General features: G+C 36.5%; 24 protein-coding genes and 1 riboswitch. Of the genes, 6 read left to right on the top strand and 18 right to left on the bottom strand.

What is annotated here, in order from left to right; all coding sequences use genetic code 11:
- Nucleotides 1–958 precede the first annotated feature (958 nt).
- Nucleotides 959–1,471 (top strand): GNAT family N-acetyltransferase, encoded by a 513-nt coding sequence (locus AC2CGN_RS02010; protein ID WP_484511783.1) that lies wholly within the window; start codon nucleotides 959–961, stop codon nucleotides 1,469–1,471.
- 39 nt (nucleotides 1,472–1,510) lie between these two features.
- Here the strand turns inward: AC2CGN_RS02010 and AC2CGN_RS02005 are convergent, their stop codons facing one another.
- From AC2CGN_RS02005 to glnA, 4 genes are all read right to left on the bottom strand, one after another.
- Nucleotides 1,511–2,374: an AraC family transcriptional regulator gene (locus AC2CGN_RS02005; RefSeq protein ID WP_286927116.1), complete on the bottom strand. Its 864-nt coding sequence runs from the start codon at nucleotides 2,372–2,374 to the stop codon at nucleotides 1,511–1,513.
- A 341-nt stretch (nucleotides 2,375–2,715) separates the two neighbouring features.
- Nucleotides 2,716–2,922, bottom strand: coding sequence for a hypothetical protein (locus tag AC2CGN_RS02000; protein ID WP_283871331.1), 207 nt, complete (start codon nucleotides 2,920–2,922; stop codon nucleotides 2,716–2,718).
- 34 nt (nucleotides 2,923–2,956) lie between these two features.
- Nucleotides 2,957–3,133: a sporulation protein Cse60 gene (locus AC2CGN_RS01995; RefSeq protein WP_286927115.1), complete on the bottom strand. Its 177-nt coding sequence runs from the start codon at nucleotides 3,131–3,133 to the stop codon at nucleotides 2,957–2,959.
- A 109-nt stretch (nucleotides 3,134–3,242) separates the two neighbouring features.
- A complete protein-coding gene (gene glnA, locus AC2CGN_RS01990) occupies nucleotides 3,243–4,577 on the bottom strand; it encodes a type I glutamate--ammonia ligase (RefSeq protein ID WP_429980830.1) in 1,335 nt (444 codons plus the stop codon).
- Between the two features lie 414 nt (nucleotides 4,578–4,991).
- On the opposite strand from glnA, the gene AC2CGN_RS01985 reads away from it, so the two are divergent.
- The 4 genes from AC2CGN_RS01985 (at nucleotide 4,992) to AC2CGN_RS01970 (ending at nucleotide 8,861) form a co-directional block, all read left to right on the top strand.
- Nucleotides 4,992–6,122, top strand: a complete 1,131-nt coding sequence (locus AC2CGN_RS01985; RefSeq protein ID WP_429984656.1) for a SpoIIE family protein phosphatase — start codon at nucleotides 4,992–4,994, stop codon at nucleotides 6,120–6,122.
- Nucleotides 6,123–6,128: 6 nt separating this feature from the next.
- Nucleotides 6,129–6,560, top strand: coding sequence for an ATP-binding protein (locus AC2CGN_RS01980; RefSeq protein WP_283872764.1), 432 nt, complete (start codon nucleotides 6,129–6,131; stop codon nucleotides 6,558–6,560).
- Nucleotides 6,561–6,638: 78 nt separating this feature from the next.
- Nucleotides 6,639–8,333, top strand: coding sequence for a methyl-accepting chemotaxis protein (locus tag AC2CGN_RS01975; RefSeq protein ID WP_429984654.1), 1,695 nt, complete (start codon nucleotides 6,639–6,641; stop codon nucleotides 8,331–8,333).
- Nucleotides 8,334–8,474: 141 nt separating this feature from the next.
- Nucleotides 8,475–8,861, top strand: a complete 387-nt coding sequence (locus AC2CGN_RS01970; RefSeq protein WP_484511779.1) for an STAS domain-containing protein — start codon at nucleotides 8,475–8,477, stop codon at nucleotides 8,859–8,861.
- Nucleotides 8,862–8,926: 65 nt separating this feature from the next.
- On the opposite strand, the gene AC2CGN_RS01965 is transcribed toward AC2CGN_RS01970, so the two are convergent.
- From AC2CGN_RS01965 to AC2CGN_RS01905, 13 genes are all read right to left on the bottom strand, one after another.
- Nucleotides 8,927–10,273, bottom strand: a complete 1,347-nt coding sequence (locus AC2CGN_RS01965; protein ID WP_429984652.1) for a sodium-dependent transporter — start codon at nucleotides 10,271–10,273, stop codon at nucleotides 8,927–8,929.
- Between the two features lie 204 nt (nucleotides 10,274–10,477).
- Complete coding sequence (locus AC2CGN_RS01960; RefSeq protein ID WP_286927110.1) at nucleotides 10,478–11,065, bottom strand: ECF transporter S component; 588 nt, start codon at nucleotides 11,063–11,065, stop codon at nucleotides 10,478–10,480.
- Between the two features lie 218 nt (nucleotides 11,066–11,283).
- Nucleotides 11,284–11,473, bottom strand: a riboswitch (FMN riboswitch).
- A 194-nt stretch (nucleotides 11,474–11,667) separates the two neighbouring features.
- Nucleotides 11,668–12,951: an RNA polymerase subunit sigma gene (locus tag AC2CGN_RS01955; protein ID WP_484511777.1), complete on the bottom strand. Its 1,284-nt coding sequence runs from the start codon at nucleotides 12,949–12,951 to the stop codon at nucleotides 11,668–11,670.
- Nucleotides 12,948–13,481, bottom strand: a complete 534-nt coding sequence (gene sigX, locus AC2CGN_RS01950; protein WP_376781218.1) for an RNA polymerase sigma factor SigX — start codon at nucleotides 13,479–13,481, stop codon at nucleotides 12,948–12,950. The genes AC2CGN_RS01955 and sigX overlap by 4 nt, the downstream gene beginning before the upstream one ends.
- A gap of 89 nt (nucleotides 13,482–13,570) precedes the next feature.
- The gene (locus AC2CGN_RS01945) at nucleotides 13,571–15,346 is read right to left on the bottom strand and encodes an ATP-binding protein (protein ID WP_484511774.1); all 1,776 of its coding nucleotides are present in this window, start codon (nucleotides 15,344–15,346) and stop codon (nucleotides 13,571–13,573) included.
- Nucleotides 15,339–16,055 carry a response regulator transcription factor gene (locus tag AC2CGN_RS01940; protein WP_049668637.1) on the bottom strand — a complete coding sequence of 239 codons (717 nt, stop codon included), beginning with the start codon at nucleotides 16,053–16,055 and terminating at the stop codon, nucleotides 15,339–15,341. Before AC2CGN_RS01940 ends, AC2CGN_RS01945 begins: the two co-directional genes overlap by 8 nt.
- Nucleotides 16,056–16,314: 259 nt before the next feature.
- Nucleotides 16,315–17,502, bottom strand: a complete 1,188-nt coding sequence (gene ccsB / locus AC2CGN_RS01935; RefSeq protein ID WP_484511772.1) for a c-type cytochrome biogenesis protein CcsB — start codon at nucleotides 17,500–17,502, stop codon at nucleotides 16,315–16,317.
- Nucleotides 17,499–19,172, bottom strand: coding sequence for a cytochrome c biogenesis protein ResB (gene resB, locus AC2CGN_RS01930; protein WP_484511771.1), 1,674 nt, complete (start codon nucleotides 19,170–19,172; stop codon nucleotides 17,499–17,501). The genes ccsB and resB overlap by 4 nt, the downstream gene beginning before the upstream one ends.
- 6 nt (nucleotides 19,173–19,178) lie before the next feature.
- Nucleotides 19,179–19,718: a thiol-disulfide oxidoreductase ResA gene (resA, locus tag AC2CGN_RS01925; RefSeq protein ID WP_286927105.1), complete on the bottom strand. Its 540-nt coding sequence runs from the start codon at nucleotides 19,716–19,718 to the stop codon at nucleotides 19,179–19,181.
- 317 nt (nucleotides 19,719–20,035) lie between these two features.
- Nucleotides 20,036–20,767, bottom strand: coding sequence for a pseudouridine synthase (locus tag AC2CGN_RS01920; protein WP_283871319.1), 732 nt, complete (start codon nucleotides 20,765–20,767; stop codon nucleotides 20,036–20,038).
- 326 nt (nucleotides 20,768–21,093) lie between these two features.
- Complete coding sequence (locus AC2CGN_RS01915; protein ID WP_429980812.1) at nucleotides 21,094–22,164, bottom strand: D-alanyl-D-alanine carboxypeptidase family protein; 1,071 nt, start codon at nucleotides 22,162–22,164, stop codon at nucleotides 21,094–21,096.
- Between the two features lie 209 nt (nucleotides 22,165–22,373).
- The gene (scpB, locus tag AC2CGN_RS01910) at nucleotides 22,374–22,967 is read right to left on the bottom strand and encodes an SMC-Scp complex subunit ScpB (RefSeq protein WP_429980810.1); all 594 of its coding nucleotides are present in this window, start codon (nucleotides 22,965–22,967) and stop codon (nucleotides 22,374–22,376) included.
- Entirely contained in the window at nucleotides 22,939–23,718 is a 780-nt protein-coding gene (locus AC2CGN_RS01905) for a segregation/condensation protein A (RefSeq protein WP_283871317.1), read from the bottom strand. Before AC2CGN_RS01905 ends, scpB begins: the two co-directional genes overlap by 29 nt.
- Nucleotides 23,719–23,773: 55 nt before the next feature.
- Between AC2CGN_RS01905 and AC2CGN_RS01900 the strand changes: the two genes are divergently transcribed.
- Entirely contained in the window at nucleotides 23,774–24,277 is a 504-nt protein-coding gene (locus tag AC2CGN_RS01900; protein ID WP_429980808.1) for a DUF309 domain-containing protein, read from the top strand.
- Here AC2CGN_RS01900 and AC2CGN_RS01895 read toward each other — a convergent pair.
- A complete protein-coding gene (locus AC2CGN_RS01895; protein ID WP_283871315.1) occupies nucleotides 24,274–24,648 on the bottom strand; it encodes a GNAT family N-acetyltransferase in 375 nt (124 codons plus the stop codon). The genes AC2CGN_RS01900 and AC2CGN_RS01895 overlap by 4 nt on opposite strands.
- Between the last annotated feature and the right edge of the window lie 38 nt (nucleotides 24,649–24,686).

Below are 24,686 nucleotides of genomic sequence, written 5' to 3'. Positions count from 1 at the left end.
ATTTCAACAACATGAAAAGCTCACATTGAATTTCTCACTGCGGGCATTTTAACCAGTTATAATTTAGTATAAACTGTGTATTTTCTTGGATTTGTAAAGCCCAACTTAGTGACTAAATGATACGAGATCACAATTCCAGCAAGGCTTCATATTGTTTAAAAGGCAATAGTCTATAAAAATGTCTCTGCAATCATGTTGTCTGCGAACCCTTCTCCTCAATAATTCGGGTCAGTTACAATATATCCACCTCTGCCTATTGCATCGACCTAAAAATGGAAACTGCTTCACTAAACATTTTACCTTCATGCTGAAGACAAAAACCAAAACCATTTTCAAATTATATCCCAATATTTCTTGATAGTATTGATAAGTACATTCTATACTATGATCAATATATTGCTGATTAATCTTAAAGCATTCAAAATCGATTGAATGATGTTTTTCCCTCTCATTAAACATTCTTATCAATGCATAACGTATATCGTTGTAAATTTCATCCCCTATTAATTCTTGATTAATCTTTGCGCTCCAATCATCCGAATAAGTAAATAATGTGAAGCGTTTGTTGTGTTCATGCGATTCTTGTAGCAGCGTTACAATTTTACTTATATCAGGAGAATCGCCATAAATATAATATATTCCCGATTTTATATGTATTAGTATTTGAATGATAGTTTGCATTATCGGCATAAATGTTGCCTTCTATAATCTGTTTAAGTACACTGTAAACGAATGTGGGTGTCTCTTAAATAATCTCTCTTATTTCCAAAAAAACCTCTGCTTTTACTTTTATCATTTTCTTTTCCCCAATCTTATTATTATAATGTATATTGTAAATAGTAGAACTGTTGTTTACTATTGGAAATGCGTCTAGTATAAAACATTTGAAGGGACTGAATGATGCACAGATAGCAATATTTTTCATCCAAACAAAATGAAAAACTTGGAGGTAAAAGTATTGATAGAACAAATTGACACGAATAGACTGTATTTAAGAAAAATGAAAATAGAGGATGCAGATAATTTATTTCAAATTTGGTCTGATCCAGACGTAACGAAATACATGAATATTATCAATTTAACGGATATTAAACAGGCACAAGAGATGATTATACTACTTAATGAATTAGCGAAGGAGCAGAAAGCTATTCGTTTTTCAATTATTGAAAAAACATCTCATAAGATTATTGGCTCTTGTGGATTTAATTCATTTAATGTGGAGAACCATACCGCAGAAATTGGTTATGAGCTTGCGAAAGCTTATTGGGGAAAGGGTTATGCGCAGGAAAGTATTACAGCTTTAATTCATTATGCCTTCACAACTTTGAACATAAAAAAAATTGAAGCCAAAGTTGAGTCTGCAAATAAGAACTCTATAAAAGTATTAGAGAAGTTAAATTTCAGTTATGTAGGAACATCGCCCGAAGCTGAAACATCTGATGATATTAGTCTTTATGCTTTAATACAATAAATTCGTAAGGCCAAGAATCATCATTCTTGGCCTTTTATCTTACTTAATCGGTATCCAAATTTCAGAATAGCAATCAGGGCTAAATGGATCCTGTTCAGAATACACTTCAAGCTCTGCGGATGCTATCGGTTCGTAAGGATTAGATGGGAACCATTCAGAATATATTTGTTTCCAAGTATTTTGCATGGCATCAGGCATCGGACCATGCACTTCAAAGACAACCCATTTAGATGCTGGTATGTCCATTGCCAGTAAATTATCTGGTACATCTCCTACATGATCAGCGGCAATCCAATAATCGATCAGGCTATTCTGTGCATAGTTTGAATCAGGAACACAAACACCAAGTACCCCCTTAATTTCTCCATTATTTAATTGGATTAACTGCTTATCAAAATCTTTACTGTTCATTTCATTCCAAAATTGAGGAATCTCTCTCGTATTTTCACCACTTTGACAATTATAAGTTCTTTTTACCCCTACTACTTGAAATGCTTCTTTTTCTTCAATTCTATACTTCATTGGTTCTGCTCCTTTCAGGCTTACCTGGATGACCAGGCGATTGTATGATTGTAATGGACCTTGCTTTTTTCTAGCTTCACTAGGCGTTACATGATGTTGCTTGCGAAATGCCTTTGTGAAAGCTTCAGGAGAGTCATAGCCATATTTGTAGGCGAGATCGATTATTTTTTCATCAGTATTTAGCAACTCTTGTGCAGCCAATGTTAATCTTCTTCGTCTTATATACTCTGCAATAGACATATCTGTTAAAATAGAGAAAGTCCGTTGAAAATGAAAGACTGAAGAATGAACCTCTTGTGCAATTTGCTCCATAGTAATATCTTCTAATAAATGCACTTCGATATAATTGATTGCTTTTTGAATCGACTCAATCCAACTCATTGCTCTCACTCCTTGTATATAGATTAACGAAACGACAGTATTTAATCCTGTTTTTTTATGCTTTCTTTGGACAGATTCATTCATACTCTTTGAAAAAATGTTTACTAAATAAATTCTTATTGATATCCAGTTATTGGAGGGTAGATATACTCATTCTTAAGACGATATCAACAAATAGTTATCACTTAATTTTTGGATGCCTAATAGCGTTTCTAAACAATAAATTTTGAGTATCCGTATGTAAAATAATCGTAACAAAAAGTCACGCTCAATGAACATGACTTAATATTTCTTTATAGTTTTTTGGTACTATTAATATTCGTTTCTAGTTATGCATTGCTTCAAAGCTTTATTTTTTCAATGGCTGCTTCATATATCGATTCATTTTTGATTTTTATATATTGATTTTTCGCTGCTTTGCAATAGCCTTCCTTTTCTAAAAATTCCTTTAATGCAGATTTCCTGGGAAATATTTTTTCCATTACACTTTGTACTTCTTCAAGCTCATCTATTCTTTTAGTAACGGACAGCATAAAAATTTTTGACAAATGACATGCCCCTTTCAATTAGTTATGAAACGTATTATTTATAAATAATTAGAGCTGAATGTATAACAGTCTGTTCTCCAATGTATAAAGTATTATATTTAATATCGATTATTAGATATTCACTTAAATCTAAAAGTGCGTTATTAATATCATTTTCAAAATGTACAATATCATTATTTTGGATTGTTACTACTTGAGTCGGTTGCACCATATATTTTCCTCCCCCTCTATTTATATTAAATTAAAAGGAAAGGTTTGTCACAAAAAAACCAATCAAGCGGAAAAGAAGTGCTAGAGCGAAAAAGCTCTAACACTTCCTTTTAGTACATTCTTAAATATTCTTCACGTTCCCAGTTATGGACACGTGTACGGTATTTATTCCATTCTATTTCTTTAGCAATTGTGAACTTTTCAAAAATATGTTCTCCAAGTGCCTCACGTACAATATGATCCATTTCTAATTCAATTAGTGCAAATTCCAATGATGATGGTAAACTATCAATACCATTTAATTCCCGTTCATTTCGAGACATTTTATAAATATTTCGATCAACAGCGTCTGGAGGTGTTAAATCATTGCGAATCCCATCGAGCCCTGATGCTAAAATAACAGCCATCGCTAAATATGGATTTGCTGCAGGATCAACAGAACGAAGCTCAATGCGTGTCGAGAGGCCTCTTGCAGCCGGAATGCGAATGAGTGGTGAACGGTTTTGAGCAGACCATGCAATATAACAAGGAGCCTCATAGCCAGGCACTAAACGTTTGTAGGAATTCACAAGCGGATTTGTGACTGCAGTAAAGCCATGGACGTGCTTAATAATACCAGCCATAAAGCTACGTGCTGTTTGGCTTAATTGCAGTTCTGCATTTTCATCATAAAAGGCATTCTTACTTCCCTCAAATAAAGATAGATTGAAATGCATTCCAGAGCCGTTAACACCATATAATGGCTTTGGCATAAAGGTTGCGTGTAAACCATGTTGTGCTGCAATAGTTTTTACAACAAGTTTAAATGTTTGAATATTATCACATGCTTCAATTGCATTGGCATACTTAAAGTCAATTTCATGCTGTCCAGGCGCCACCTCATGATGTGATGCTTCAATCTCGAAGCCCATTCCTTCAAGCTCTAATACAATGTCACGACGACAATTTTCACCTAGATCTGTTGGTGCTAAGTCAAAGTAGCCTCCACTATCATTTAATTCTAGTGTTGGATGCCCTTTTTCATCAAGCTTAAATAAGAAAAACTCAGGTTCTGGTCCTAAATTAAATGAAGTGAAACCAAGCTCCTCCATCTCTTTTAATACCCTCTTTAGGTTAGAACGTGGATCACCTTCAAACGGTGTACCATCAGGTCTTGTGATATCACAAATAAAGCGCGCTACCTTGCCCTTTTCAGCTGTCCAAGGAAAAATGACAAAGGTATTAAAATCTGGACGTAAATACATATCTGATTCTTCGATGCGTACAAAGCCCTCAATGGATGAACCATCGAACATCACTTTATTGTCCAATGCTTTTTCTAATTGACTTACAGGAATTTCAACATTTTTAATTGTTCCTAATATATCTGTAAATTGTAGGCGAATAAATTTCACATTTTCTTCTTCCACTTGGCGTATAATATCTTCTTTCGTATAATGTTTCATTTTCCACCACTCCAATGTAATTTTAATTAACATCCATTATTAATAACTGCTTTTAAATTACATTACAAAAGAAAAAAACGCAATATATATGTAAACTTTTATTACATTGTTTTTTTCGAAGATATTTATCTTTTTTATAGATATATAGAGCCCTCATTTAAGATGAAAGAAAGTTTTACAACATAGATTTTTATAATCTGTTTTATGGAATTTAAATAAGAAATAATATTTCCGTATTTTTATATCACAATAGTCTTGTATAATGCCATATTTATTGGTAAATTTATAGCAAATTAGAATTTCTATATTGTTCATCAGCTAAGTAAATAAGGCGTATATAATATAGTTAGAATGAAACTTAAAATTCCTAAAAATCTTCTATTAAAGATACATAAGGCGGTGAATGTAAGAAGTATGTCAGTACTAATTATTGGCGGCGTAAGTAATGATGTATTGCGTCTACAAAAATATTTTCATCGTATAGACATCAAAGATATTCATTGCTTTTCCTCCCCTGATGCAGCAATGAATTATTTATTAGATTCTTTGAAAGAAGAGCTGGAACTAATTATTCTTGATGCAAAATTAACACTTAAAAATTGCGAAGAAATATGTCAGCAAATTAATCGTTTAATAAACTGGATTGATGTCCCAATCCTTCTTGCTACTACTTATGAAAAAACAATTACGATTGATAGAGTTTTTGAAGCCGGAATATTTGATTTTATTTTAAAGCCATTTGATTTCACACAATTTAAAACTCGAATTCAAGTAGCCACTAAATATCAAAATGAAGCAAAACTTCGAAGGCAGCAAGAGAGCATGATTCAAAAAGACTTAATCGTTGCAAAAAAGTTTCAAAAAAACGCTTTATCACCACCATTAAATCTCGAGTACATACAGATTGATGGGCTTTATGTTACATCCAATACATTAGGAGGTGACATGTACTGTTGGTTCAAGATTAATGAACATTTGACGGCTATTCTCTTATATGATGCTATGGGGCATGGCATCGCCGCATCGCTTGTTACCATGTCCGTTCGATCTCTGTTAAAAGGCATGATTACAAAATTAATCGACCCTGTAACAGTTATTCGGGAGCTGAATCGTCAAATTTACGAGCTTTTTTCTGATGAAGATATGGACCGTTTTTTAATGACCGCTATCTACATACTTATTGATACAAAAAATGGAACATTACACTATGTGAATGCAGCCCATCCAGCTGGTTTTTTATTCGGAAAGTACGGAGAGACAGTATTTCTTCAAGCGAACACACCCATTCTTGGTCTATTTCCTACAATTCCTATCATAAAAAAAACAATTCCTTTATCTGGCTGGCATCGCATTATACTTTATACGGATGGATTATTGACATTAAATAAACAACACAATATCGATATGGATTTTTTCCATTCCTATGCCTCACAAGAAAATAGCTATGCCTTACAAAAATTTTCTCAAAAGTACAATTTATTCGACAATGATCACAGTGATGATATAACAGTAGTTTCAATAACAATTACATTACAGGGTAGGTGATTGGTGATGAAATTCACGCTCAATGTAAATCCTGATACACAAGCTATAGCATTCGTAGACCAAGTTATGGACAATTATGCAAATGTTTATAATCTACCTTATAAAAAAGAATTACGCTTTGTTGTACATGAATTAGTTATAAATGCTGTTGAAGCAATGGGGAAAATTGATGCATGCTCAGAAAAGGAAATTCAAATACATGTATACCAATCCAATGAAGAAATAAAAGTAACTGTTACAGATGAGGCAAAAGGAATAGCTGAAAATGATTGGGATAAGGTTCTTCAATACGATTTAAATGAACTTGATTATTCAGATCGAGGGCGTGGTTTATTTTTTGTTAAAAATATGGTTGACGATATTTGGTTTGAGCATATTTCGGAAACAAAATTTTTAGTTGGTATCTCAAAAAAAATATATATAAATGAAGGGCTTTGATGAATCTTTAAACATTACTCAACTCTGGAATAAGATTCAACATCACACCCTATAAACGTATAATTGGGAGGAGTTTTAATGAGAGTGTCAATCCGAAAAAAAATAAGCCTGCTAATCTTTAGTTGTATATTGCTACTTACTTCACTTTTAGCAGGAATAAATTATTATGTTGCGAAAAAGAATCTTTTAGAAAGTGCTAATACTAAGCTTCTATCAGATATTCAAGTAAGCTATGAATATTTAAATGCAAAATTCCCTGGAGATTGGTCCATCAAAAATAATCAATTATATAAAGGCGATGTCAATATGGTTGAGAATTTTGAGATTGCTGATAAAGTCGGAGAGCTAACAAACGGTAATGCCGTATCAATCTTCCAAAAAGATACACGAATTAGTACTAATATAGTTGAAAACGGACAGCGTGCCTTAAATACGAAAGTATCTGACGAAGTTGCCACTGTAGTATTAGGAGAAAAAAAACGTTTTATTGGTTCAGCGAGTGTTTTAGGAAGCATGCACCAGGGAGCCTATGACCCTATTTTAGATAGCAAAGGTGATGTAATAGGCGTATGGGCAACAGCCGTTCCAACAGCTCCTTATATAAGCATTGCAACAAAATCTGCCCTTGAAAATATAGCCGTTTCCTTAGGGATTGCCATTCTATTAATTGTTGGTATTAGTTGGTTTTTACAACGACAAATCATTAATCCAATTAATATCCTAAGTTCCAATGCCCAAGAGCTTGCAGATTTAAATTTGAATGTAAAATTATTAAATCCTAAAGGCAAAGACGAGATAGCAGATTTAGCACAAGCATTTAGTCATATGAAAGACCGTTTAACAGAAACGATAACAATTGTGGCTGGCAGCGCTAATCAGATCGCTAACTCTTCCCACTCATTGGCTGAATCATCACACCAAACAAGCGAGGCTTCTAATCAAATAGCATTAACGATGAATGAAATTGCTGTTGGAACAACAACACAATCCGATCAAGCTGAGCAAATTGTATCAATGATGCAAAAAACAATCGAAGAAGCATCGAGTAGTTTACAAAAAGCTGAAATGACTTTGACTAGTGCCATAGAATCATCGAAAATTGCACGTAAAGGAGAAGAAGCGATTAATGAAGCAATTAAGCATTTAAGCGCTGTAACGCAAACCGTCTCTTATGCAACAGACTCTATTCAAAAACTAGGTAAACGCTCTGAAGAAATTGGTGGTATTATCACCGTAATTACAGGTATTGCAGAGCAAACAAATTTACTTGCCCTTAACGCAGCCATTGAAGCTGCACGCGCAGGAGATCAAGGAAAAGGCTTTGCGGTTGTTGCCTCAGAGGTACGTCAGTTAGCCGAGCAATCAAGCCTGGCATCTGGACAAATTACAAATCTTATAAATGATATTCAAGCCGAAACGTCAGTAACAGTTCGTACAATGGAAAGTAATCTACTTGCGGTAGAGGAACAAGTAACAATTATCAACAAGGGGGGAACTGCCTTAAAAGAGATTGTGGAGAAGGTTGTAGAGACGGAAAAAGGTGTTGAACAAATGAAGTCTGCATTTTCACATGTCAATGACAACTCCTTAGGTGTTCAACAAGCTATTCAGGACATTTCTCGCATCATTGAAGACGCTGCGGCTGCAACAGAGGAAATCGCTGCTACCTCTGAGGAGCAATATGCAACCGTAGCAGAGATAACACAAAACTCAGATGAATTAGCAACAATTTCTGATAAATTACAAAACGAAGTCAATAAATTTAAGTTTTAATTAAGGCTTAACATGATACTATGTATGTTAGAATCAGTGGGAGTTTATTAAAACAATTGCTTATACGGACGTGCACGACTCCCACAATGCCAAATATAAATTAATCGATAAACATGAAAAGGAAAATGGAGGCGCTATAGTATGAATCAGAAGAAAATTGCGATGGATGTTGGCACAAAGGCTGATTATATCTTAATTGCGTTTACTGGCGATTTAGAATACGGGCTGATTGAGGATATAAAAAAAGATCTTCAATCCCTTAATTTAGAAACAAAGCATGGCTATATTATCGATATGCAAAAGGTAACAAATATTGATAGTACTGGCTTTGGTATGATTGTCAACTTTGCCAAAAAAGTATCTTTAAAAGAAAAGAAAATCGCCATTATTGTCATCGATGATTTCATCCGCAACTTATTCGCTATTTCACAGGTTGATAAAGTTTTTCCTATTACAAACAGCGAAGAGCAAGCAAGAAAGATGATTAAAGAAGACTGGCTAGGAGAATTATCACTTAACGAATATTAACCCTATCGTTGCCCCCATTATTACAATAGGGTGTATTCCTGAGAATGGAATACACCCCTGCTTTTTTAATATTGTAAAAGCATATTTAGTAAAACAACAAGAATAACTATCGGTACTACAATTAACATTAATAATCGATATGTAGAATAGTACCCCTGCCCCATCTGACTTCCCATCAGTAATTCCTTTTTCACAAATTCTTTATCGGCTATATGTGCAATGAAGAAAGCTATTAATAAATTTCCTAATGGAAGCATTAAATTCGATACTAGAAAATCTGTCGCATCAAAAATTGTTTTCCCGAAGAATGATACATCAGCTAAGGTACTAGATGACAGTGCTGCTGGAATTGCAGCAATAAAGACTACTATACCTAATAAAAGTGTTAATGCTGAACGAGACATTCGCCCCTTTTCTATAAATGCTGCAACGATAATTTCATATAAACTGAAGGAAGATGTTAACGTTGCAAATAAAAATAGTAATAAAAACAACGCTAAAAATACTTCACCAAATGGCATTTGGCTAAATGCTGTCGGTAGCACCATAAACAGTAAGCCTGGTCCAGAAGCTGGCTCTAAATCAAAGGCAAATACCACTGGGAAAATCGCTAATCCTGCTAAAAACGATACAAGTACCGTTAAAAGAACAACTGAGCCCGCCGAGTTAGGTAAGCTTACATCCTTCTTTAAATAGGAGCTGTAGGTCACAAGGCAGGAAAAACCTACTGCTAAGCCAAAGAAGGATTGTCCTAACGCTTCTAAAATAGCCTTTCCCGTAATATTAGAGAAGTCCGGCCATAAGAAAAATTTCACACCCTCCATCGCCCCGTCTAATGTTACTGCTCGGACAACAAGTACAATAAACATAATAAACAATAGTGGCATCATAAACTTATTGGCCTTTTCGATCCCATTTTGCACACCAAGAGATATCACTAGTACATTAGCTAGCGTAAATAACCCTAAACCTAGTAAAGTAATCCAAGGCGTACCTATAATCTTTCCAAATAGTTCACTAGGATTATTAGCGGGATCAATAACTGTTCCAGCCACACCAAGACCACTATAAATAAAAATCCAACCACCCACAACACTATAAAAAGTTAATAATAAAAAACACCCCAGTACACCCATGCGGCCAATCCATGCCCAGCCTAGCTTCGTTGGTGCCACTTTTTTATAGGCAGTGACCGCCTCAGATTGGGTGCCACGACCTAACACATATTCTGATAATAGCATCGGTAAACCAATTAACAACGTAAATAGAACAAAGATTAGGAAAAATGCTCCCCCACCGCTTTGACCAGTAACATATGGAAGCTTCCAAATTGCCCCTAATCCGATTGCTGCACCTGCGGATGCCAAAATAAAGCCTAGTTTACTAGACCATTGTCCCTTTTTCTCACTCATCTCTTCAAACTCCTCTAGCATTTCTAAACTCTTTCTTAATTCTACATGAAATTACTGGGCTCGACTAGATTAAGTTCATTTGATGAATCTATCCATTATTTCAAAGATTCTATCCTTCACCTTCACATTGCTATTCATTACTTCAAGCGTTCTATCTATAAAAAAACCTCGAGCCTATGAAATCACTCGAGGTTAACTATAATCTTATTTTGATAAATACATATGACGCTGACGATCAATCCATTTGCGCATAGTTGTAAATAATAAAGCCATGATAACAGTTAATAAAATACCTTTGACAATATTAAATGGCAAGATTCCAGCCACAATCATTGTATATAATGAATCCCCTACAACAGGCTCCATCCCTAAAAAGTACGTGTACATCGGTAAAAATACAGCATAGTTAAGAACACTCATACCAACCGCCATAACGATTGTTCCTGCTGCCAAGCCCCCAATAAGACCCCCAATGTTTTTAAAACGCTTAAAAATAAAGGATACTGGTAAAATAAATAAAATACCTGTTGTGAAGTTAGCGATATGTCCTACGGGTACTCCCGTTGGCGTGCCCGAGAAAATCCAATCCAATACATTTTTAAATAACTCTACTAGGATTCCCGCTACAGGTCCCATAGTGATGGCTGCTAATAATGCAGGCATATCACTGAAATCCACTTCCAAAAACGCCGGGAATGGTGGAATTGGGAAATTAAATAGCATTAATAAAAACGAAATACTACTCAGCATGCCAATCGTAATAAACGATTGAAGTTTAACATTTTTCTTCATTGAAAACTCTCTCCTCTTTGCTGATTCAATCTCGCAAGAAGAAAGGCTACGACCTAATCATATGTTTTTCACGAAAAAACCCTTATGCATTTTTCGCATAAGGGAGAATAGGCATGATTAATAAACGCCATTAATTAGCTATTTTTGAGCAGGCTTTAAAGCCATATTGAAAAAACGCTCGTTCATAACCAATGTAAAATAACAAATGACGATCGTACCTCCATCTTCTCCCATCCAGACTCTAACTGTCGGCCTTGGAATTACACCAAGTCAGCCATGCAAAAAAACTTTGCACAGGTCGCGGGCTGAAGAGTCTTTGGTAAATCCTTAGAGCCAATGTTTTTCACATTAGCGATTTACAACTCTATTACCGCCGGTCGGGATTTTCACCCTGCCCCGAAGATGAATCAATATATTATTTTTGTTCTACAGCTTTACTATAATGAATTATTTAGAAAAAGTAAATAGTTCTGCTTAAAAAATCCTATTAGATTTGTATGTTTTACGGATAGTTAGATGATTTATTACCACAAAATCAATAAGGAGTATTCTCGTCCCACTGTTGATGTACGAGAATACTCCTTAAACTTCACCATAAAGTTCTATGGCGTCTCCATATATTGCTTGTTTGGGCCAACTGGCTTGGGTAGGAAATTTTTAAAATCAAAGCCTTCCCAGCTTTCCTGAACTACATTATCTAGACGTAATTGTTTATCAAAGCTTGCAGCCGTTAGCATCATTGCTTCGATTAATTGTGTTGCCTGAACTGGGTCCATTGTTGTTAAATCAAGAGGATCATTAAAGGTTACAATTACACCCTCAGCAACCTCTTGCACAGTATAAGTCACATTTTCAGGAACGACAGGAACATAGAAATCATCATTTTTATTGCGCATACCCGTAATCGCTTCTGTTACCGAGGAAAAAGTTTGACGAAAATCAGGTGATAAATATTCAGCCCCATTATTCTGGTCCTTATATAAGTAATAATTAAAATGTCTTGGACCTGTTAACGACATTGCCTTACTCTGCTCTCCTTCTTGAGAGAACGCGTATGGTGTACCGTCTGCGTTTTCAAACTCAACCTCTGTATATTCTGAGTCTGAAAATGTATCCTGCAAGGTTCCCTTGTACTCATTCACAGGTGCAGAAGCTACATCATAATCATTTTTCTCAGGTAATACATGAATCAACTTATCATCCTTTTCCTTCAATTCACCTTGATATGGATGATAGTTCGTAAAGCCTTTTGCTTCCTCTTCAATTTGTGGTGCATATTTTTTATACATTTGTAATGTAGAAGGTTTTTCTTTCCCAAAATCTGCTTCAACTCGTTCATTGGGAATAACATATGTCATTGGTACACTTTCTACATCCCTGCTTGCTAAACCAATACGGAAGACAACGGCATCCGTTAAGTCTTCCTCATACACAGAGGTACGTAAAGACATAATTTTAGCATGTTCTGCAACAATGCTCGAATCCAAAAAACTATCATGATTTTCAGCACTTTTGGCAGCTGGCGCATCTTCCATAGTAGAATACGGAGCAATGTCAGGTGCCGTTTCCTGATCTAGCTTAGAATGATTATTATTCATAAACATAGAGCCTACACCTACTGTTAATGCGAAAACAGCGGCAACACTCATAAGGATTGGCCATTTCCGGTTTTTGCACTTTGTTGTTTTTGTACTTTGCTGTTGTTCCTGGACTGACATTTCATCTATTGGCTGCTGTACGGCTTCTTGCAGATGAACATTATCCTGCAAACGGGCATCTGCCAATAAGAGATTTAATATTTCTTCTTTAGAACGGCGGTCAGAAAGCTTAGGGGCATTGTTCAATACATGTTCTAGCTGGTCATCATCAAACTGGTTATGTGTCATTGCCGTTTCGCCTCCTGTTCTCTAACCTGTTGTAGCTGTTGCCTCAAAAATTTGATGGCACGATGCTGTGTCGTTTTTACCTTCGCTTCTGTCCAATCTAGTATTTGTGCTGTTTCTGCAATCGATAAATCTTGAAAGTAGCGCATAATGATAACCATTTTTTGGTCTCCTGTGCAGTTTTCAAGTGCAGACTCTACCTGCATAAATTCATCACTGGCTTCCAACATATCTTCCGGTGATGGTGTGTTTGAATGGAGTTGTTCCGTTTCCCAGTCAAAAAAATCAAGTGAATGCTTCTGGCGTACTGCCTGCTTCCGAAAGTGATCAATTGCAACATTTTTAGCAATGGCAAATAGCCATGTCTTTTCACTGCTATTTCCTGCAAATTGATCGTATGAGCGCAACACTCGTACATAAACCTCGTGCGCTAAATCTTCAGCAAGTGTACGGTTTTTTACTAAATAAATAAGAAACTGGAACACGTCTTGATGGTATGCATCGTACAGTCGATGGAACACGGAGTCATTCAATGCACTCCACCCCCGTTCTATTATATTTGTCGTCTTTATGTTTACAGAAGTTACAGCCAATTAATACCACTAAAAGGCAATAATATGAATTACTCGAAAGGTAAATAAAACGTAAAGGTCGTACCCTCTTTCAGCACACTGTCTACCATAATCGTTCCTGAATGTGCCTTTACAATATTTCTAGCAATAGCTAAACCTAGGCCAGTTCCGCCTTTAGAACGCGTTCGGGCTTTGTCAGCTTTATAAAATCGTTCAAATACATAAGGTAAGTCATCATGTGGAATGCCATGTCCTGTATCCTGAACAGATATTTTTGCAAAGGTTGGCTCCTGCTCAATTTTGACAGTAACTGACCCTTCATCGGTATGACGGAGTGCGTTGTCAACTAAATTGGTTAACACCTGTTCAATCCGATCCTCGTCAATACTTATCCTAGCGTCATCATTAAATTCACTATCAAATAGTAGACGAACATGCTTCTCTTTAGCGACTTGAGCAAATTTTTGTGTTATCCGTTCAAATGTAGAATTAATTGGAAGCTCATCCTTATAAAGTGTCATATGCCCCGATTCCATACGAGCTAGATCCAATAAATCTGTTACTAGACGTCCCATACGCTTCGATTCATCATAGATAATTTTTGTTATCTCGTTACGTTCTTCCTGATCCTGGATAAAATCATCATCCATTAAGGCCTCAGAATAGCCCTGAAGCATTGAAATTGGCGTTCTAAGCTCATGAGATACATTAGCTATGAAATCTGAACGCAGCTTTTCTAAGCGATGCTGCTCTGTCATATCACGAATAACAGCGACTGCTCCACGTATCAATTCCCCACTATAAAGAGGACTAATCGTAAATGTATAATAATTTCCATCCATCTCAATTTCTTCTTCCAATTTATCCTCAAACATCAGAACATGATCCAGCATATGATATAGCTCTGGTGGAATTGGCTTCGCACTTTGAGAGCCCTTATTAACAAACCATTTTTGCATTAAACGCTCTGCTGGTGGGTTACTTAATAATATTGTACGATCCCGATTAAATGTAATGACTGCATCTGTCATCGATGTCAATATATTTGAAAGTTGTTCATTTTCCTGATTGATTACTTCAAGATTATGCTTTAATTGTCGACCCATTTGATTAAAGGCAACGGCAAGCTGACCAATTTCATCATTTTGTGTTGTTGGCATTTTCGCTTCAAAATTCCCTTTTGAAATTTCAAATGCCAATTCACGCATTTTACGCAATGGCGAGGTAATACGTGAGGATAGGAAAAAGGCAAAGAATGTCGTCAGCACAAAGGCTATAAAGGCAGATAAAAAGACAATTTTAGTTGTTTCTTTCGATGTTTTATGAAGAGCATCCGGACTTTGATATATAAAGACGGCACCATGCACCGCATTCTCTACATTTAATGGGAAGCCGAGGACAACATACGATTCTATTTTTTCCTTTTCTGTAGATGATGGCATCATCATTTCTTTCGTAATCGGTTCATCTGATTGGAAAATTTTATGGAAGGATTTATTCGCTAAAATTGTATCCTGTATTTCTTTTTTATTAACACCCTCCTGTAAAGCAAACGATACTTCGTTATCACCAGTAGCAATAAGTGCATTCGTGCTTTCGGGTAAAATATCTTTTAATAATTCCGACGTTGACTCTGCTGTTTCATTATCAACTACTATACTTGCTACCGTTGCAGCAGTTTGACGTAACGAAATCTCTGCTTGCTGCATATGGTAATTTTGTAGAAATTCGAGCATCAAAACCGTGAAAACAAATAATACAAATGAAACGAGAAGCAATATGGTTACCCATAGCTTCCCGACAACACTATTCCATATTCTATTCATTGACAACCTCAAATTTGTAGCCAACGCCCCAAACAGTGACAATCATCTTTGCAGCGTTTTCAGATACTCGATTAAGCTTTTCACGTAAGCGCTTAACATGCGTATCCACGGTACGTAAATCTCCAAAGAAATCATAATGCCACACTTCTTTAAGTAATTGTTCACGGTCAAATACTTTATCTGGTGATTTCGCTAGGAAATAAAGCAATTCATACTCTTTCGGTGTTAAATTTACCTCAATTCCCTCTGCTGTTACACGATGGGCATCATGATCAATCATTAAATGCTGGAATACAACCAAATCTTTAGAGGAGGATGCATTTGTCGAAGGTGAGAATGCCTGTGAACGGCGTAAAATAGCCTTCACACGTAATACTACCTCACGTGGACTAAATGGTTTTACAATATAATCATCTGCCCCAAGCTCAAAGCCCTGTACACGGTTTGCTTCTTCGCCCTTAGCAGTTAATAAGATAATTGGTGTTGCTGCACGTTCACGGATTTCTGCACATACTTCAAGTCCGTCTTTTTCAGGCATCATGATATCTAGTAAAATACAGTGATACTCTTTTTCTAAAGATTTTTCGATCGCTTGTTCACCATTTTCTGCTTCGTCTACAAGGTACCCTTCACGCTCCAAATACATTTTTAATAAGCGTCGAATACGATCCTCGTCATCTACTACTAACACTGAAATATTTTCTGACACTTTCACGATCCCTCTCTTCCAATCTTTCTCTACATTCTATTGTACATGGTTCGACACATATTGAAAAGAAAAGAAAGCCCTCTTGCCACAAGCAAGAAGGCTTATCTTTCTAATACTAGCGACGTTGAAAATCCATATGTGCTTCCATACTAGTTCATCCTGCAAACTCTTAATGTAGACAGGACGTTATTATACAAGCGTTTTCATAGTAGATATAGGTATTAGCTTAAATTCCTCTACCCTAAGTACTGGTTTCGCTTTAGTTTGACGCGTATGAGTGTAAGCCTGCAAGAATTAAATTAACAGCAATTAGGTTAAATAAGATAATACCGAAGCCGATTAATGCCAACCAAGCTGACTTTTTACCTTCCCATCCTTTTGAAAGGCGTAAATGTAAGAATGCTGCATAAAATAGCCATGTGATAAGCGCCCATACCTCTTTAGGATCCCATCCCCAGAAACGACTCCAGGCAATTTGTGCCCAAATCATCGCAAAGATTAAAGCTCCTAATGTAAATACTGGGAAACCAATTAATACGGAACGGTAACCGATTTCATCTACTAATTGTAAATTGACACGTTTAACAAATGGTTGGAATATTGCACTAATACGTTGTCGTGCAATTAAACGAATTAATAAATACAAAATAGATCCTACTAATAATGACCAAACAACTGTTGTTAATTTCTTCGCATTAATAAGTGAAGGCATTTCTACAATTGGTGACATACCCTGTTCTTCAATTGCTTTAAATTCATTCATCCCAAAAATCGGTGGCATATTATAAGTAATTTGACGCTCCGTACCTTCTTTATCCACATAAGAATACTTAGATTCATAATCCATTGCATTAAATGTAGACGTAGCAATGACAAAGCCAACTACTACTACTAAGCAAAACATCACTGTTTCTAACCAAAAACGTTCTTTAGTAGGCTTCGTAACATCTACTACTTTTAATAAATAAATCAGTCCAGCTACTGCACTTATTGCCAAAATTGATTGCCCCAAAGCCGCAGTAATAACATGAATTGTTAGCCAATGACTTTGCAAAGATGGTACTAATGGACTTACTTCATTCGGGAACATCGCTGCATAGGCAATAATTAAAAGTGCCACAGGTAATGCCACTAATCCTAATGCTGTCATGCGATAAATAAAGTAAATCAAAATAAATGCAGCAACAATGAACATACCAAAGGCTGTTGTAAATTCAAACATGTTACTAACAGGTGCATGCCCTGTATGAATCCAACGAGTAATAAAATACCCGAGCTGTGAAAGGAAACCAATGATAGTTATAGCAATAGCCAGCTTGCCCCATTTATCTGTATTTTTGCCTGTAGCATTTGATTGCTTAATAGAGCCACCAAAGAATAATGTTGCTACAAGATAAGCTATAAATGCTACAAACAATAGATTTCCGCTTATATCAATCAAACTCATAAGGTGTTGTCACCTTCCTTTTTAGTAATGGCTGGTTTTGTCGACTTCTCGACATCTTCTGATTTTTCAAGCTGATCTATATACGGCGGTAAATCAGCGAAGGATGAAACAGCATCTAAATCTTTCTTCATACTGAACATATTTTTATTGACATGAGCTGCCATTATCACTTTTCCATCTGGGTCTACCTGTAACCATAAACGTCTGTGATTCCAATACGAACCAATTGCTACACCAATCATGAAAATAATACCCCCTACAAATAGAATAGGTATTGTACTATCTTTACGTATGGTAAAGTTTGCGGTATTTCGTGTGTCAGCACTAGCAAATTTCATTCGATATTTATTTTCTCCAAGCGGTTCAAGGGGCGGCTTCATAATTTCAACAAAACTTACCTCTCCCTCTGGTGTTTCAGGTGTTTTCATTTTAAATAAAAATGCTGGATTATTAGGGATAGAAGTTTTCGTTTGGGGTTCTCCATTCTCAAAACCAGAAAAATCTGGTGTATAAACGAGAATCTGTACAGAGGAACCATTTCCTAAGTCATATTCCTTTTTAGGATTTGTTAGATCAATTTCAGCCTTACCAAGTGATTCACCAGTTTCTTTATTCACCAAATCAAAATTCATCTGCTTCAATTCATTCAGTCGGTAATTCATTTGATATAAGGCAAAACCATCTTCTTTTAAAGGATGGTTCACGCGAACTGAATAATCTCTCACCTTTTCAAGATTATCTAAGTCACCAGGAAGGGAGCCTTCAGGTTGTTTGTACAATGTGACATCAGTTTGGAAGTTTTTCGCTACTACATTGACACCTTGTGCCACTTGCTCACCCTGTGGCTTGTTGTTATGAGTTTCTAAAATAAATTTATTATTTTTAATAAAATAGCCTTCCATCCCTGGTATAGCTCTTGTCTCACCTTCACGAATCCAAATCGACTCATCTACGTAAAATCCAGGTACTAAACGTATCATGACCCCTGCTAAAAAAATAATAAGGCCGACATGGTTTATGTATGGGCCATACCTAGAAAAACGGCCTCGTTCTGCTAAAAGTGCGCTTCCATCACGTCGAACATTATATTTTAAGTCAGTCATTTTTTGCTGAACTTTTTCGAGTGTTTCCTCAGGATTTGAAACTTGTCCTTCCGCTATAATGCGTTGACGTTTCAAGAAACTTTCATGCCGTTTAACACGTTGATTTTTCAAAGACTTATGCAATGGTATCCCACGGTCTAAGCTTGCGACAATGATCGATATAGCTAGCATCCCAACCAAGATTTGGAACCACCAAGTGCTATACAAATCAGATAATCCTAAATAATTATAAAGTTTTCCAAACCAGCCGTAGACCTTCTCATAATACTCGGCCTTTCCTGCATCCGGAGCATTTACATATATCTCTTGCGGTAGAATAGTTCCGATGGATGCAGCGACCAAAGTGATAATAATAAGGGCGATTCCTACTTTTACGCTCGAGAAAAAATTCCAAATTTTATCGATAAATGTTTTGTTGTATGTTTTGGATCGAATTGCTGATCCATCATAGCGCATATCAACAACTTTTGTTTGCTTACCTTCCTCAGTTAAAGGGCGACCACATTTTTCACAGAGCTTCGTGCCATATGGGTTACTATGACCACAAGCACAAATGATATTTTCCATAGTCATTTACTCCTTATTCGGCTTCACTAATTCCATGTACGAAGCGATATTTGCCTCCGTCATTTCACCCGTAATAATTTTTGCTACCTTACCATCTGGATCAATAAGAACAGTTGCTGGTAATTGTCCAACATTGTAGGCAGTCATAACACTTTTCGTTTTGTCAATAACTACTGGAAATGTTAAGTCGTATCTATCGACAAAATTTTGTACTTCAAAATCTGTTTGTGCAATATTGACAGCCAGTGTTTGTACACCTTGGTTTTTAAACGATTTATACTGACGGTCCATTGCAGGCATTTCCTTTTCACATGGCTTACACCAAGTTCCCCAGAAGTTCAAAAATACCCCCTGCCCTTTATAATCAGACAGTTTATGTTTCTCACCGTTTAAATCTACTAACGTGAAGTCCGGTGCTTTAGAGCCTATTGCTACTAACTCTACCTTCTCCTTTGTCGCTGTTCCATATACAGTGTACCCAATTGCAAAGACCAAAACTGCTAAAATTATGGTACGAATGACGAGACGTTTTTTCTTTTTCTCCAAGTTAATAAACCCCCTATACGGCTTAGAGTAACATTTTTTGACGCTAAGCTTTTATAAATATGTATAGATTCCTTATTAAAAGTTTTTATGTTTGTCGGATTCTATACAATGCAATTGCTTCTACGCCTAAGCTATTAGTCAGAAGTGAATACTTCTAAACTTAATGTAGGTGTACTGTTCTCACCTATTATAGCAAAATGATTCAAAAACGCTTAGCTAATAATTATGAATGATTTATGAACGATTACACCACTAAGAAAGTGAAAACATTACCATACGGATAGTGGTATGCTCACTTTCTACTGGTTTATGTTCAATTAACCGATTTTCCCTGTCTCTGCTAACACTCTTAATTGCTTTACTTCATGCTTTGTCAATTCACGATACTCTCCAGGTGCCAGGCCATATAAATCTAAAAAGGCAAAGCGCTCACGTTTTAATTTGACAACAGGTGTACCAATTGCCTCAAACATGCGACGCACTTGACGGTTTCGCCCTTCGTGAATGGTAATTTCACAAATTGCCTTACCTGCTTTCTCGTCAAAGGAGGTCATACTTACTATCGCTGGTGCCGTTTTACCATCCTCTAGCTTAATTCCTCGTTGCAGCTTTTTTAAACCTTCAATCGTCGGAACACCTTTAACACGCGCAATATAAGTTTTGTCGATTTTAAATTTCGGGTGTGTCAACATATAGGAAAATTCCCCATCATTTGTTAGCAACAATAGGCCAGATGTATCATAATCAAGACGCCCGACTGGGAAAATGCGTTGCGGAATATGCTTAAATAAATCTGTGACAGTTTTGCGTCCTTTATCATCAGTTACAGCTGAGATGGTTCCACGAGGTTTATATAATAGGTAATAAACCTTATCTTCTTTTTCAAGTTTTACGCCCTCAACTTCAATCGTATCTGAGTTGGACACCTTTGTACCTAGCTCACGCACTACAACGCCATTTACCTTTACTTTACCTTCTAAAATCAATTGCTCGGCCTTCCGCCTTGATGCAACACCTGCATACGCAATGACCTTTTGTAATCTCTCCATACTTTCACCTCTAGTTTTCATTCACACTGACATTCATGCCAATTTATAAACCTTATAGAATCAGGTTATTTTTCCCGCTAATCTGTGAAAATTATGTCATACTTTTGTGTATTATTAAAGAAAAACTAATTATCAATGAGTAATTAGAGTATTTGAAATAATTTTTTATTAGCTAGTTTCTATAATTTTTAACACCTAACATTTACTTTAAATCCTTTTTATCCAGGTTTAGTATGCTCGTTTCTTTAAATGACAAATCGACTGTACTTCTAAAAATTTTTTCTCAAAGGAATGTTCGAATGTCAAAAAAAATCAGCGTCTCGCTTTTAACGATCCGCTGATTCAACAGTTACTGCCTTTGCATATATTCGTTCCTCACCAATAAAAATCGATAGAACAGCCTCCTGGCGTTTCCTTGAAACATGTAACACTTGCCTTACATTATCTTTTTCTTCTTTAGTTAGCTGTAAACGAATTGGTTGCTCTAAACGAATGGCTACCTTCTTGTTTACATTATATTTCCCTTTTTTCACCACTGTCTCAAGGTGATACTCTTCCCACACTTTATTAGCTAACCCACGATGTACATTCCAATCATCGGATTCATTCAGCGTGACAACGATACAGGTTTGCCCATCCTTTTGAAAGGCGGTAGCAAGTGTGCGACCAGCAATCTTTGTAAAACCTGTTTTTCCAGCAAAGGCTGAACCCATTGCAGTTTTTAACGAACTCACTGGCAGTTTGCTGTTGCTATCTAAGTCAGCGGCAGTCCCTGCTCCCTCTCTCAATAAACGATGCTTATTTTCCCAAAGCATGCCATTCTCTGTATTAGCTCGATATAAAACAGTTGAGGCGATTTTCTTGAATGTTTTATTTTGAAGGGCAATTCTCAGCATTTCTGCAGTATCCCTCGCTGATGATAGATGCTCATCATGATGTAAGCCAGAAGGGTTCATAAAAACGGTATTTGTCAGACCGGAGATAACAGCTCGCTCATTCATTAATTTGACAAATCCCTCTACTGACCCTCCAGCGTGCTCTGCTAAAGCCGTGGCCGCATCATTTCCTGAGCGTAGCATTAAACCATATAATAGCGTTTCAACCGTCACCTTTTCACCTGCTTGCAAGTAAATTGATGAGCCTTCTGCCATTGCAGCCCTTGGTGAAATAACCACTTCATCCTGTAGATTGCTATTTTCAATAGCAACAAGCGCTGTCCAAATTTTTGTTAGACTTGCAATGGGTAGCCGTGCATCACTATTTGATTCTAATAAAACACGGCCCGTATCCCCATCTAGGACAGCATATCCGCTCCCTCCTCTTGCTAGGCTGGTTTGCGGAAGCATAAGTATTAACCCGACTAACATGAACAATAGTACACGTACTAACCGAAGCAACGAGCCACTCCTTATTAAAAGTAATAGGAAAATATAAATAATATGAAATCCGATCTAATGGTGGGTTTTTCCAACCATTTGATAGCTCAACTAATGAAATTTCTAAAAAACGATCTTACACGATTTCAGCTTCCATTTAAAAGGATTTTACTAGATGTTTTGTTAGATACATATTTATGTTGAAAGTAATGTTTGATATGCCTTAAATATTACTTTACCCCACTAAAAGTTTCTTGAAATTTCGTCATAAATAAGTCTGTTTCCTGCTCTGTTTCCACGTTATCCTCTTCAGGTAGAGGTGGCATTTCTTCAATACTATTTAAACCAAAGTAGTTTAAAAATTCTTTTGTGGTACCATAAAGAATTGCACGACCTGTCCCTTCTGAACGCCCAACCTCTTTAATTAATCCTCTAGAAACAAGCGTTTGTATAGGTCTTTCACACTTCACACCGCGTAAATCTTCTATGGCTACACGTGTAATCGGCTGCTTATAGGCCACAATCGCAAGTACCTCAAGTGACGCTTGAGATAATGATTGAACAGTAGGGTTTTCTACTAATCTTTGAATAGACTCTGCTAGTTCGGATTTTGTTATTAGCTGATAAACGCCTGCCATCTCTTTGACAGTTATGCCCCTCGCTAAATCCTCTTCATAGTTTGCACGTAATGCCTGCATAGCCTGTACAACCAGTTCTTCTGCCTCGCCTAGTAGCTGTGATAATTGTTTGATGGTTAAGCCATCATCTCCGACAACAAATAATAAAGCTTCAATTCTACTCTGTAGCATCATTGTTTTCGTCATCATCCCAATCCTCCTTCTGTAAGGTAACCGTTAATTCTTCAAAGTTACCGTCTTGCTCTACGATGACGACCTGACGTTTCATCAGCTCAAGTAGTGATAAAAACGTCAGAATAAGCGTTGGCTTATCTTCATAGGGAAAAAGCTCGAAAAATGATGCACGTCCACCTGTGGAACGTAATGAATCAACAACTGAGCGCATTTGGTCACTCACTGAACGCTCCTGTCTCGCAACAGTTGTCTTTAATGGTTTTTTTAATTTCTTCCGACGCATCAGCTTTTGAAAGGCACCAAGCATATCATAGATGTTGATATTCATATCAAATAACGCCATTTGTTCATCTGAGGCCAGCCCTGATAAATCTGCTGGTGGTCGTGTAAATACCTGTGCTCGGTCTGTTTCAAGCTCTTGCAGATTACTAGCTGCTTCCTTATATTTCTTGTACTCAATTAAACGTTGTACAAGTTCCTCACGTGGGTCTGGTCCATCCACTTCCAATTCTGCATCCTCCAGCTCACCTTCATGAATCGGTAAAAGCATACGGCTTTTAATGGCCAGTAATGTTGCAGCCATCACTAAATATTCACTAGCCTCATTTAACTCCAGTACTTGCATAGCATGTATATGGTCAATATATTGTTGAGTAATTTCAGCCATTGGGATATCATAGATATCAATTTCCAGTCTGTGAATTAAATGCAATAATAAATCAAGAGGCCCTGAAAAGGCATCTAATTTTACTTCATAAGACATTGTTTTACCACCCTGTGTTTCTATGTTCTTTTAGTATAGTGGAAAGGAGTCCAAAATGCATCCACAGCATCATACTTTATTTATCGACTACTGCGCATATTTCAATGGCAATCAAGATTTTTTTGAATGTCATGAAGTTCTTGAGGAATACTGGAAGGATATTGCTCCAGGTGATAAAAAACATCCGCTCGTAGGATACGTACAGCTTGCAACAGGCCTTTATCATTGGCGACGTCACAATTATACTGGTGCAGCACGTATCCTTGAGAAAGCATTCCATAATTTTCAATCTAATAGGAACAATATCTTTTTAACAGAAATTAACTACGATAAACTCATGTTACAACTTACCGAGGTACTTTCTGCTATTCACACAGGTAGACCCTTCCATGCCTTTCAGTTGCCCCTTTCTCCTGCATTGGAAGATTTAACAACCGCTCGCATACAACTTTTACCAACTAGTAACGCTAACTATCTTCTTCATAAACATATGCTTCGAGATCGCTCACATATTCTTGCAGAGAGACAAGAAAGCAAACATAGAAAAAGCAGACGTTAATTTTCGTCTGCTTCTTCATCCATACAATTTATACATTTTCGAACAAATTTACGTGTTTCATCCGTTGCGCGCACACTTTCGAACTGACCAAGTTCAGCCACTTCCTGTAGCATTTCCTTCGCAACGCCCTCTCCTCTGTAAGAAGGGACTACGGATACATGTTGAATCGTAGCAATATTATTATCGTCTGTTACAAGTCCGACAATGCCAACATACTCATCGTTCTTTTTCCATAAATATAATACCCAGTTATCATTATTTTCATAGGAGTGGATTGTCTCTGTGAGCTTTTTTATGTCTTTTTCGTTAGGCATAAACGAGAGTAGCCCCATTGCTATTTTCTCGAAAGCTTTTTTATATCGAATTAACATATTTGTCTATTCCCTCTTTTTCTAGCTGTACATAATCT

The sequence above is a fragment of the Lysinibacillus sp. DFXJR4 genome (assembly GCF_057196045.1).
Note: the sequence above shows the minus strand (reverse complement) of the source record. Positions and strands in the feature narration are given on the sequence as shown.